Genomic DNA, 12,524 nt, shown 5'->3' with positions numbered 1-12,524 from the left:
ACAATATACAATAAGATCTTGCTTAAGAAGGAGATTGTCAAGTGAATATAAGCTTAACTCATAAACGCATTAAAGAAATGTGCGGTACTGTCTCTTTCAAAAGAGGGGATTATTTTTATTATTCGAATAAGGTTTCATTTGAAGAATATCTTCCAGAACGGTACAGGGCAACGGTTATCGGAGAGGAAAAGTTTCATGTGACAGTTGAAGCGGGTGCAACTGGGGAGATTCATACTGAATGTACCTGTCCTAAGCTTGCTTCTTTTGATAAGGCTTGTCAGCACGTTGCCGCTGTTTTGATCGCCATTCATGACTACAGGCAGCAAGGCATCACACCGGATCTATCCAAGTCGGAACTGACAGAGGGGCTATTGTCACTTTTTGATGATCAGCCAGTGCGCTCCAGCGGTCATCAGCTTCATTTTGAAAAAAGAACTGTCCTTGATGTTGAATTGATATGTAGACCAGTTTCTGCCGGCAAGGATAGCTATCTATTTGGAATTGAGTTGAACCTTGGCGGGAAAGAGAAAGTGGGCCATTTAAGGTTTTTTCTTGAACAGATCACAGAAGGAAAGACGATCAAACTATCCGAGACAATGACATACGACCCCAGTCTGCAATGCTTTCAACCTGAAACCGACGCTGTGATTCGTCTGCTGAGTCAGGTGGTTCAGGATGAAAAAGTGTATGGTGTGACAGCGCAAAACAATGTAAATAATCAAATCCTCCTCATTCCAGCGACCTCTTGGCACCGGCTTCTGCCTTTGTTGCAAAAGACACCGCACGTGAAGCTGAAATATGCTGGACAAGTCTTTAATGGCTTACAGGTTACAGAGGAATCACTGCCATTACAATTTCATTTTTTTGAAAAAGAAGGGGCCGGTTATCGACTGCGAGTCGACGGCTTTGACAGGCTATTGGTTCTCGCCTCCTATAGTTCCGTTTTATTTGCAGGAAAACTAAAAAAATTAGAAGCTCAAGACTGTGGGAGGCTTATCGAGCTAAAACAGATGCTCGCAGATTCCGGTACAAACGAAGTGCCGATTTCCCAAGAGAAAATACCATTTTTTCTGGAAAAAGTGATACCAGGCCTAAAGAGGCTCGGTCAGGTCTATTTTTCGGAATCGGTCAGGAAGCAGCTGATGAGCACGCCTCTGAAAGCTAAGCTTTACTTGGACCGTGTCAGAAACCGTCTTTTTGCCGGCCTTGAGTTTCACTATGAAAATTGGGTCATCAATCCCTTGGAAGGCAGGGAACTTCCTGATGGCTCATTCATCATCCGAGATATTGAAAAGGAAGACGATATTCTAAGAATGATGGAGGACAGCTCATTTACCAAAACGGATAGTGGCTTTTTCCTTCATAATGAAGAACTGGAATATGAGTTCCTGCATCATGTCCTACCCAAACTGGAAAAAAAGGTTCAAATTTATGCGACGACCGCCGTTAGAAATCGAATATTCAGAGGCAATCTGTTCCCAAAGATAAGGGTGAAGCTTAAAAAGGAACGGACCAATTGGTTGGAATTCAAGTTTACCATGGATGGTATTAATGAACAGCAAATTCGTGACGTGCTGGCAGCGTTGGAGGAGAAACGGAAATATTACCGATTACCGAATGGTTCACTGTTTTCCCTCGAGACAAGAGAGTTTGAGGAAATTCAGCGTTTCCTGCAATCACCATATGTTGTCCATAAGGATTTAATAAATGGCCTGGATTTACCCATGGAACAATGTCTGCAGCTGCTTGATACCGTGGAGGTAAGCGACTCCTTTGCATTAGAGGAATTATTCCGGCAATTTCTCGAGAATCTTCATCATCCCGGGAGCTTGGTATTTGAGATACCTAATAGGTTAGACCCGATCCTTAAGGATTATCAAAAAGTTGGGTTTAATTGGCTGAAAACGCTGGCTCATTATCGTTTTGGCGGAATTTTAGCGGATGAGATGGGACTAGGAAAAACACTTCAGAGTCTTACTTTTATCGTCTCTGTTCTGCCGGAGATACGAAAAGAAAAGCTGCCAGCCTTGATTGTTTGCCCTTCATCATTAACCTATAACTGGCTCAGCGAATTCAGGAAATTTGTCGGTTATGAGCTGGGTGCGGTGGTCATTGATGGGACAAAAGAGGAACGGACCAAGCGACTGCAAAAATTAACGGGTGTCGATGTAGTCATCATCTCTTATCCATTACTACGGCGGGAAATCAATTGGTTTGAAGAACAAACATTCCATACCGTATTTTTTGATGAGGCGCAAGCCTTCAAGAATCCGTTAACGCAAACAGCACGGGCCGTAAAAAAAGTAAACGCCCGCCATCGTTTTGCTCTTACCGGTACACCGCTGGAAAATTCCTCAGAGGAGCTCTGGTCGATATTTCACGTTGTTTTTCCGGAGATTTTCCGGGGCTTGAAGGATTACAGTAAGCTATCGAGAAAACAAATTGCCCGCAGAATCCGCCCGTTTTTGCTGCGGCGAATGAAGAAGGATGTTCTGTCTGAGCTGCCGGAAAAAATAGATTCACTGGAAACAGTGGAACTGCTTCCTGAGCAGAAAAGGCTTTATGCAGCGTATTTGGCAAAACTACGGCATGATACCTTAAAGCATCTTGACAAGGATACCATCCGGAAAAACCGGATTAGAATTTTGGCAGGTTTAACCCGTTTGCGGCAAATCTGCTGCCATCCTGGCTTGTTTGTCGATGGCTATAAAGGGAGGTCGGCAAAATTTGAACAGCTGCTGCGGATTGTGAAAGAAGCAAGGCTGTCCGATAGACGGGTATTAATTTTTTCACAGTTTACGAAAATGCTTGATTTAATTGGCAGGGCGTTCATGAGACAAGGGATGTCTTACTTTTACCTAGATGGGCAGACACCAGCAGAAGAGCGAGTGAAAATTTGTGATCGGTTTAACCGGGGGGAGCGAAATTTATTCCTGATTTCCTTGAAAGCGGGTGGGGCTGGATTAAACCTAATGGGGGCCGATACTGTCATTTTATATGACACATGGTGGAATCCTGCTGTCGAGGAACAAGCTGCTGACCGCGCCCATCGAATCGGCCAGAAAAATCCCGTCCAGGTGATCAAGCTGGTGGCCCATGGGACCATTGAAGAAAAAATGAATAAACTGCAGGACAAGAAAAGGCATCTTATCAAAGAAATCATTGATTCGGATGAGAAAATGATGTCTACTCTGACAGAAGAAGATCTTCGCGAGATCCTGATGGTATGATTACTAATAAAGAGATTGAGGTGTCGGACGGAGCCCGTTCACCTGGACATGCTAACCAACAATAAAAAGGATGTGAAAGAAATGCCTGCATCAGTCAATAATAGAGTTCCAAAAGAATATCGTTCTGATTGTGAAAATTGTTTTGCTTTATGCTGTGTTGCACTGCCTTACGCAAAATCTGCTGACTTTGCCTTTGATAAAGAGGGCGGGACTTCCTGCCCTCATCTGCAATCCAACTTTCGCTGCGGCATCCATCAACATCTTAGAAAAAAAGGGTTTCAAGGCTGTGTCGCCTACGAATGTTTTGGTGCCGGACAAAAAGTATCACAAGTCACTTTTCATGGCAATGATTGGCGGAAACATCCCGGACTAGCGGAGGAGATGTTTGCGGTCTTTCCGATTATGCAGCAGCTTCACGAAATGCTTTATTATTTAAATGAAGCCCTGAGCAGGGAAGAAACCGAACCAATTTATCCAAAATTACAGGAGGCGCTAGAAGAAACGGAGAGCCTTACGAATCTATCTGCTGAATCGATCAAAGAGATTAATGTGTCGTCTCATCGGACGAAAGTAAATGAGTTGCTAATAAAGACAAGTGAACTTGTTCGTGCGAAGGTCCCACCGAAAAATATTAAACGGGGAAGAGATTTAATCGGCGCCAAATTAACAGGAGCCGACTTGCGCGGCGCCAATTTACGCGGTACGTTGCTGATTGCGGCCGATCTTAGAAAAACTGATATGAGAATGACCGATCTGATTGGTGTTGATTTTAGAGGAGCTGATGTTAGCGGGGCAGACCTAAGGGGGAGTATCTTTCTTACACAAGCACAAATGAACGCGGCTAAGGGCGACCATCATACGAAATTACCTCCTTCCATCACAATGCCGGCACATTGGTTGGAGACTTCCTAAATAATGCCGGCACAAATAGTGTAGGCGCCCACCTAAAAATTGTTGATATCGTCCCAAATAGTGTAGATATCGATCCCAAAAACTGTAGGTATTGTCACAATTAGTGTTGATCAGCAAAAAAAGTGTAGCAATTTTTTATAACAAATATTTCGTAACATGCAGTATTGGCTCCGCCTACGCCAAATACCATGATAGCCACCCGTGCTATCCCCACTACCCTGAAGTATAGTGGTCGATTATTAATAAAATATGAACTAGTTGTTAATCATCAGTTAAATAATAGAGACAAATTTTTAAAAATTTTTCAGTAAAAAGGCGACTGGTGTCATGCACCCGTCGCCTTAATTGTATTTAATAATCTGTAACAGTAAGATTACGATCCAAATAGGATTCAATTAGCTCACTAACCTGATAAGCAACCTGTGGGGAGTCAAAATTTTCGAAGGCATGCTCACAGCTGTTTTTATAATCCATGGTTTCGTCATAATGGCTCATATGACGCTTAATGACTTCCTCGGAATCTTGCCGTTCACGCTGTCTTTGAATAACGGTATCCCGATCTGCGTAGACAAAAATGCGGATGATACTCTCGCCATACATTGTTTTTAATTTTTCCGCACCTTCCGGATTCAAGGTTAAATAAATTAGTTCATGGTTTTGGAATGCATCAGCAATATCCTGCTCGCGAATACCGTAGTGAATGCCATCAATCTCAACGCTTTCAAGAAATTCCTGGTTTGCTTCCATCTGTTTGAAGGTTTCTTCGGAAACGAAGTGATAATCTTCGCCATCCTTTTCATAATGGCGGGGAGAACGGGTGGTATAAGAGAGAACGGTTTCCATATCAAATGCGGTTGCAGCCATTTTGGCAATTGTCTTTCTTCCTGAGCCATCGGGACCAGTGTAAACGAAAATTTTCTGTTTTCCTTTGATTTTGTACATAGATTTTCCTCCTTTTTAGTGTAATGAGAATAATAAGATGACCCTATTCCTTGTGGGATGAATATGGAAATAAAGGGGATAACTACTATTATATCAGAATTTCGTTATAATAGGAATATATGGTTTTACATGATAAATTTACTAAATTTCTAAACTAATTAGTTTGATCCGAATCCGCTGTTAATGCAGCCCCCTCTTTAGGAGGTCTTTTTCCCTTTTGTAAATCAGCAATTGTCAAGCCAAAATCCATCTGTAAATGGGGATAATCTTTAAACTGCGCCCAGTCACCGCCCCATTCAAACCCTAAAGTTTTGGCTATTTGGACAACCTCGTTCCAATCCGGTTTTCCATTTTTATTTCCATCATATTGCCGATCCCAAATGATACTGCCAGAGGATGTCTTCAAGGCAAAATCAACCGCCAATCCAAAATTGTGATATGATTCTCCCCCTTTTGCATAGGTCACTACTTCTCCTGCTGCCGTTCTTCCTTTTGCATAAAGCGAGTCTTGATCCTCTACACTACGGAAACCATCCGTGATCACGACCCTAATTCCTTTTTTCGCCGCTTGCTGGATTAAGTTTTGGCTTTGTTCCTCCACAACTGGATTTAGCTTCGTCGGTAATGGTACAGAATGATCTATGTTTGGATCGGAAAAAAAACCGGATGCTTTTATAAAGAAAAATACTATCACCAGGACCATAAGGATATAAACAGTGCTGCCCATTCTTTTTCGATTCAAAACTTTCTAGTCCTTTCGCATCTATAATCCTTACTTTCTTAGACGAAAAATATAGCTTAATGGTTTCATCATTTTAACGCTTGGTTAGCCAAGCGAGATTTCAATTCGGCCAAAATGAAGCCATTGCATGAAAATTCCCTTATCTTGTAAAGAGTTAGATAAGAAATGGTTGCAGAGAAGTTCTACAAGATTGATAATATTTTGTAAAAGGTCATAATTGAGGAGTAGGAAAATGGATATTTTATTAAAACAAGTTTTTGTCGGCGCGCCAAAAACAGTCGGGAGAAAAGACGCCGCAAATGTCATGGATCGTGAGTGGACGAGTGCGATTTTTAAGGAGCCGGTTCAAGGGGCTGTTTGGGTCAGCAAAATAGGTTTAACTGGTGATGACCAGGCAGATAAGAAGCACCATGGCGGACCGGAAAAAGCCGTATTTGCGTATTCATATGAAAACTATTTGTATTGGCAAAAGGAACTGGACTTGCCTGAAATCACAGCTGGTGGTATGGGAGAAAATTTTGTGATGGAGCATGTCTTGGAGGATGCGATTTCTGTTGGAGATACCTTGCAAATTGGTGATGCAGTTGTTCAGGTATCTCAGCCGCGGCAGCCATGCTGGAAACCGGCGCGTCGCTTTCAAGTAAAAACATTGGCACTGCTGTTGCAGAATACTGGCAGAACCGGCTGGTATTTTCGCGTGTTGAAGGAGGGGCAGGTTCAAGAAGGACAAACCTTCACTTTAATTGACCGGCCGTATCCGAACTGGACGATTCAAAAATGCAATGAGATTGTCCATGCGAAAAAACCGGATTTGAAGTTAATGAAAGAGTTGGCGGAGTGCGATCTGCTGTCATCAGGCTTCCGGGATACGCTGGAAAAACGGCTGAAAACTGGTGGGGCCTTGGATATTAGGAAACGTGTATTTGGACCAAATGAATGACTGCTGTCTTGATTTTGTCCGTGAAATCCAATAGGAAAAGAAGATATTGATAGAGGGGGGCAAAACAATACGTAAATGGTTTTAAATGATAATGTTTGACAAATTTCCGAATAGTAGGAAAATGTAGTTAAAAAAATGAAACAGGTGAAGTTATTTTGGCAGGAACAGAAGAAATGCTTAAGGCTCTCAAAAATATCCTATCCCCGGAACAAGTATCGACCAACCAAACGATTTTACAACAGCATAGTAAAGATGAATCATATCATACTCCTAGCTTACCAGACATCGTGGTTTTTCCAATGACGACTGAAGAAGTCTCTAAAATTATGAAATTAGCCTATCAATACAAAGTGCCGGTTGTTCCGTTTGGCAGAGGGTCAAGCCTAGAAGGCCACGTGATTCCGTATAACAAAGGGATTACGATTGATTTTTCCTTAATGAATAAGGTTTTAGAGATAAAGGAAGAGGATTTTCTTGTAAAAGTCCAGCCTGGAGTTACCCGAACGCAGTTAAATAAAGAATTGAAGAAATATGGCCTGTTTTTCTCCGTCGATCCGGGGGCGGATGCAACCCTGGGAGGCATGGCAGCCACCAATGCCAGCGGAACCACCTCTGTCAGGTATGGAGTGATGCGTGATCAAGTCCGGGATTTGGAGGTTGTGCTGGGAGACGGAACGGTCATCCATACAGGAAATTTAGCGGCAAAATCATCATCAGGTCTTCATTTAAACGGTCTATTTGTCGGCTCTGAAGGCACGCTTGGCTGCTTTACCGAATTAACACTGCGAGTCTATGGGATACCGGAATACGTAATGGCTGCCAGGGCCTCCTTCCCAACGGTTCACGATGCCGTTTCTGCAGTGGTTGGGATATTATCTGCAGGAATACCAATTGCCAGGGTTGAGCTTATAGACGAACAGTCGATGAAACAAGCCAATTTATTCAGCGAAACAGATTATCAAGAAGTACCAACCTTATTCATGGAATTCCATGGAAATGAGGCCGGACTCAAGCAAGATGTTGAATTTATGAAAGAAATTGTCGCTGACTATCGTTGTCAAGGCATTGAATTTGAGACCGATCAGGCGGAACTTAATCGATTATGGGAAGCTCGCCATAATTTAGCTTATGCCTATATTCACGGCTATCCGGGCAAAAAACTAATGGTAACGGATGTTTGTCTGCCGATTTCCGAGTTGGCAGGAGCGATTGAACATGCACGGGAGGAACTTGAAAAATTTGGGCTTCCAGGTGGAATTGTCGGCCATGTAGGTGACGGTAATTTTCATGCATTGTTAATGATTGATGTGACGAGCCAAGAGGAAATCAAAAAGGCAGACAAATTTAATGAATCGATTGTATTATATGCACTCGAGCGCGGTGGAACGTGCACAGGCGAGCACGGTGTTGGCGTTGGTAAACAAAAATATCAGGAGAAAGAACACGGAGCAGCCTTAATGGTGATGGAAAAGATTAAACGGGCTCTGGACCCGGATAACCTTTTGAACCCGAATAAGATTATGAAGCTTACAGACTGATATCATTTAAAAGAATTGAGGCGGCTTTTAAAAAAGTACGCTTCTTTTTGCAATAAAAGCATGGTGACGCTAGAAAAAATCAATAGAAAGGCAATAACGCTGCTGCACTGGTTGCCATGAAGGAAGTATATCATAACTTTTTGATTGAACTTGAATATTTTTGGAAACAAAGTAACATAAAGCTTAAAGTTTAGAGGAGATCGAGATGGAACAGTATCAGCTTGTTTATGATGCACTAAATAAAATGAATATTCCCTATGACGTAGTGGAGCATCCGCCAGCTTTTACAACAGAGGAAGCAGACAGTTATATTGTTGGCAAGGAAGGGGTGCGGACCAAAACACTCTTACTGTGCAATAAAAAGAAGACAGCCTATTATTTAGTTATTATGGATGATGCCAAACGGCTCGACATGGAGAAACTGGCGGAAATGGTTGGTGAAAAACGGCTCAGCTTTTGTTCGCCGGAAAGATTAATGGAAAAAATGGGATTAATCCCCGGCATCGTTTCGGTCTTTGGATTGCTGAATAATACTGATCATGATATAAAGGTTTACTTAGATAACGAGATGCTATCCGAAAAATATATAAGTTTTTCTCCAAATGACAGTACAAAGACAATTTTTATATCAATAGAAGATATGTATAAATTCTTACTGGTGTTAGGCTACGAATATACCATTTTGGAGTTGTAATCATCGGATTCTAATAAAAAAAATGGGAGTATCCAGCAAAACAGAGCCATGTAACGTTTATGATAAAAAAAGTGATAAACTAGAATCATAGAAAAGAGGATGAGGAGACAACGATGAAATACGAAACAATTATATTTGATATTGATGATACCTTGTTTGATTTTGGTAAGGCCGAGGATCATGCTCTGCGAAAGGCCTTTGAACAATTTGGCTTGCCTTCAGGGGCCACGCAGTTCAAAATGAGTTATAAGGAATTTAATAAGCCATTGTGGCGGGATTTGGAAAAGGGGCTTATTACACTGCAGGAGTTAGGAGTAGAAAGATTTAGGCGGTTGTTCGTTCACCATGGACTTAAAATCGATGCCACTGAGTTTTCTCGCGTGTTTTTGGAATATTTGGGTCAAGGAACCTATCTAGTCCCGGGAGCGGAGGAATTATGCAACAGTCTTGAAGACTTCCAACTGGCAGTGATTACGAACGGTTTTGGTCAGGCACAGAAAGCTAGAATTGCCGGTTCGTCTTTGGCTGATACTTTTGAACAGATTATTGTCTCGGAGGAAGCCGGTTTTCAAAAGCCGGAAACGGGTATTTTTGAGTATGCTTTTTGCAAATTAGGAATTGCTGACAAAGACAGAGTACTGATGGTCGGGGATTCGCTGACTTCCGATATTCAGGGTGGATTGAATTTTGGGCTCGACACATGTTGGTTCAATCCGCACCATAAGAAAAACACAAGTGGTATAAAGCCAACTTATGAAATTCACAGACTGCAGGATCTCTTGGAAATAGTTGATAACATGGATTATCTGTTAACGGCATCTTCATGAAAAAACGTTATGCGATAACCAGTCATTCAAAAGGGGCTGTCCAGAAAGTCTATTTTTGAGTAAAAAACACCGAAAATAAAACCCAAGAATGCCATAAAATCAACATTCTTGGGTTTTTCTATTTTTAATTTTCGGGCTGAAAAACCACTTTTCGGACAGCCCCTTAGTTGAAATATCCTAACTTCCATTAAGTGGATACTTTGTTTCAGCACCTATGACTATTATTTCTTTATCCTTTGTCTTTCCCTCCTTGATTGATCACCAAAAAGCCAGATACGTCTTAAGATTATTTCAGCCAAAACGGCAAACCAAATGCAAGACCAATGACGACGATGATAAAAATCCATGAAAGCGGGTGGGCCCAGTTATTTGTCCAGCCAACGCCAAAGCGTTTTTCCAAAAAGATTGCTGGGTCTTTCGGATTAAAGTAGAACACTCCAAGCTTCCAATAACGGTCATCGTCGCGGTCAATCACTTTCCCATTTTCCATTGCAGCCTTTTTCCCTATTCTGCTGCCGCCTTGACCGGTAGTGACAGATAAAATGATCGAGCCCGCACAAACAAGAATCACATATACGATTGGTACGTAAAGCTGTAATTGTGTATTTATCGGATAGATCAGTGCCAACTGTGGCAGCATCAACATAGCAATTAGGCCGGTACCCATTAAAAGTGTAAACAGCGACCATCTTCTTCTAAAAATAATATTATGTTTTAGTGACTCTTCCGGATTTTCTGCAGAAACCTGCTGCTTTGCTTTCGAGATAATGACATTGATAAACAAAAACAACAAAGTTAAATAGATTTGGATAATTGGCATCAGCATAACTGAACGGTATGATTTCGTTCCCCAGTTGGTTACTTCACCGCTGAAGTTATATTGCATTGGAAATCTCGCAGGAATTTGCTGATAGTTTATAAGTGTTATTACAATGGTCACGATTGAAATCAGGAATGGAATGATATACCAGTAGTTCGAGTAAGTCAGTTTTTGGCGGCGAAATTGTGTATTAACGGTAATAACCTGCGGCTTTTTCGTCCATTCCGGATATCGACTTTTAAGCTCTTTCATTTGCCTGTGAAAAATAAGGTAGACGATAAAACTTGCCAAAATATAAGCACTAATTAAAATCGCAAATAAAATACCGACGAAATTTTCGTCCTGTCCCCTGGCAGTAAGCAAAAGAACAGCTGTCATGATAACAGCTAGCATGCTTGTTAACCAGGCGTATGTTTTACGCATTTTTTTTAGATCGGCCCGCTCAAATGCTTCTTCAGGGATGGACACCCCAAAGCTTTCAGTTTTTCGCGTCCAATAAGGTACAAAAATTAGGGCAATATACATGGGAACCATTATTACCAATAATAATAAGATCATTGAAGAATTCATGGTCAATCACTCCTTTATTGATAAAATTCGGCAAAAATTTGATGACATAGTTCTTGAAACTCTGCTTCGGAAACCCCTTTGCAAACGGATTCCGCGATCAAAGGGCGAATCTTGGCTGAAAGCTCTGTCCAGTAAACCGCATCTGCTTTTGGAACTCCATCGGGATTAATCACGACTCCCTTTTGGCGGTGGATTAAAATAAATCCCTCCTGCTTTAACTGCTGATAAGCTTTGTTAACAGTATGAAGATTTATTCCGAGATCCGCGGCCAGCGCTCGAACAGACGGCAAGGCTTCACCAGGACTCAGTTCTTTTTTCGCAATACCGGCGATAATTTGATTCTTTAACTGTGTATAAATTGGTTCCTCCGATTCCAGGTCAAGTGTAATAAACACATGCACCACCCTCCTTTGTGTTATCTGTTATATTAATAGTATAACAATTATAACATAATGTCAATATGAAATAGCAAAAACCTGCTGCCCAAAGTAACATGCGGCCAGCAGCAAGTAATGCAACTCCATCCGCAAGTAAATGTTCCCATCGTAAGTAACGCAACTCCATCCGCAAGAAAAGATTACCTAATCGCAAGTAGCGCGGCTCCATCGGCAAGTAAAGGCAGCCCTCATCCGTAAGTAACGCGCATCCAACTGTAAGTATCGACGTATACGAATTAAGACTGTGGAAATAATAAAATTTTCACAATACTTCACAGGGATTTCACAAATATGTTTTATACTGCAAAGGCAGACAGCTAATTCAATATTAAAACTAGACAAAGGGTGGAAATATGAGAAGGAAATCGCTGCTTATGCTATTAATAGGAACGATCATGATTATCGCTGCAGGTTGCGGTACGGCAAAGGAAAAAAATCAGAGCAGCCAAGATCAGGGGATGCCGGAAATGATAGATGTGACCTTGAAAATTGACCCAGAGCATCCACAGCCCAATAAAGAAGTTACAATCAGTGCAACGGTGACGCAAGGTAAAGAAAAAGTTGACGATGCGGATGAAGTGGTATTTGAGGTCTGGAAGGACGGACAAGAAAAACACGAAAAGATCAAAGGTGAGTCGAAAGGAAATGGGGTCTATTCGATTACCAAAAGCTTTTCGGAGTCTGGCGTCTATTACGCTATTTCCCATGTAACGGCAAGAGATATGCACAACATGCCAAAAAAGGAATTTACCGTAGGTGATGTCAGTGCTGATCAGCAAAAATGAACAACCGACCAAGCCCATGAAGCAGAACATCATGAGGGACATTAACTGTTCACAAATATTTACGCCTGGTTTCATGATCAGGCGTCT

Annotated in this window: 11 protein-coding genes; 7 read left to right on the top strand and 4 right to left on the bottom strand. The window is 41.7% G+C overall.

The genetic code is table 11. From position 1 onward, the window contains the following. Positions 1–41 precede the first annotated feature (41 nt). The gene (locus JK635_RS04695; RefSeq protein ID WP_202652831.1) at positions 42–3,230 is read left to right on the top strand and encodes a DEAD/DEAH box helicase; all 3,189 of its coding nucleotides are present in this window, start codon (positions 42–44) and stop codon (positions 3,228–3,230) included. 81 nt (positions 3,231–3,311) lie between these two features. Further along, positions 3,312–4,142, top strand: a complete 831-nt coding sequence (locus JK635_RS04690; RefSeq protein WP_202652830.1) for a pentapeptide repeat-containing protein — start codon at positions 3,312–3,314, stop codon at positions 4,140–4,142. A gap of 351 nt (positions 4,143–4,493) precedes the next feature. Here JK635_RS04690 and JK635_RS04685 read toward each other — a convergent pair whose 3' ends face one another. Together JK635_RS04685 and JK635_RS04680 are read right to left on the bottom strand one after the other, a co-directional pair. Beyond that, entirely contained in the window at positions 4,494–5,084 is a 591-nt protein-coding gene (locus JK635_RS04685; protein ID WP_202652829.1) for a guanylate kinase, read from the bottom strand. Positions 5,085–5,238: 154 nt separating this feature from the next. Continuing rightward, complete coding sequence (locus tag JK635_RS04680; protein ID WP_438803819.1) at positions 5,239–5,826, bottom strand: M15 family metallopeptidase; 588 nt, start codon at positions 5,824–5,826, stop codon at positions 5,239–5,241. Positions 5,827–6,058: 232 nt separating this feature from the next. Here JK635_RS04680 and JK635_RS04675 point away from each other — a divergent pair, with 232 nt between their 5' ends. From JK635_RS04675 to JK635_RS04660, 4 genes are all read left to right on the top strand, one after another. Continuing rightward, positions 6,059–6,766 (top strand): MOSC domain-containing protein, encoded by a 708-nt coding sequence (locus JK635_RS04675; RefSeq protein WP_202652828.1) that lies wholly within the window; start codon positions 6,059–6,061, stop codon positions 6,764–6,766. Positions 6,767–6,939: 173 nt separating this feature from the next. Then, positions 6,940–8,304, top strand: a complete 1,365-nt coding sequence (locus JK635_RS04670) for an FAD-binding oxidoreductase (RefSeq protein WP_202652968.1) — start codon at positions 6,940–6,942, stop codon at positions 8,302–8,304. A gap of 205 nt (positions 8,305–8,509) precedes the next feature. Next, the gene (locus JK635_RS04665; protein ID WP_202652827.1) at positions 8,510–8,998 is read left to right on the top strand and encodes a prolyl-tRNA synthetase associated domain-containing protein; all 489 of its coding nucleotides are present in this window, start codon (positions 8,510–8,512) and stop codon (positions 8,996–8,998) included. Between the two features lie 113 nt (positions 8,999–9,111). Further along, positions 9,112–9,825 (top strand): YjjG family noncanonical pyrimidine nucleotidase, encoded by a 714-nt coding sequence (locus JK635_RS04660; RefSeq protein ID WP_202652826.1) that lies wholly within the window; start codon positions 9,112–9,114, stop codon positions 9,823–9,825. A 286-nt stretch (positions 9,826–10,111) separates the two neighbouring features. Here JK635_RS04660 and JK635_RS04655 read toward each other — a convergent pair whose 3' ends face one another. Together JK635_RS04655 and JK635_RS04650 are read right to left on the bottom strand one after the other, a co-directional pair. Continuing rightward, positions 10,112–11,215: a DUF1648 domain-containing protein gene (locus JK635_RS04655; protein ID WP_202652825.1), complete on the bottom strand. Its 1,104-nt coding sequence runs from the start codon at positions 11,213–11,215 to the stop codon at positions 10,112–10,114. Positions 11,216–11,229: 14 nt separating this feature from the next. After that, positions 11,230–11,610, bottom strand: a complete 381-nt coding sequence (locus JK635_RS04650; RefSeq protein WP_202652824.1) for a GntR family transcriptional regulator — start codon at positions 11,608–11,610, stop codon at positions 11,230–11,232. 395 nt (positions 11,611–12,005) lie between these two features. On the opposite strand from JK635_RS04650, the gene JK635_RS04645 reads away from it, so the two are divergent. Continuing rightward, complete coding sequence (locus JK635_RS04645) at positions 12,006–12,437, top strand: FixH family protein (RefSeq protein ID WP_235887883.1); 432 nt, start codon at positions 12,006–12,008, stop codon at positions 12,435–12,437. Positions 12,438–12,524: the final 87 nt, after the last annotated feature.

Origin of the sequence: Neobacillus paridis (assembly GCF_016765675.1) — a bacterium.
Taxonomy (GTDB): Bacteria; Bacillota; Bacilli; order Bacillales; family Cytobacillaceae; genus Neobacillus; species Neobacillus paridis.
This window is presented reverse-complemented; position numbering and strand designations above follow the sequence as displayed.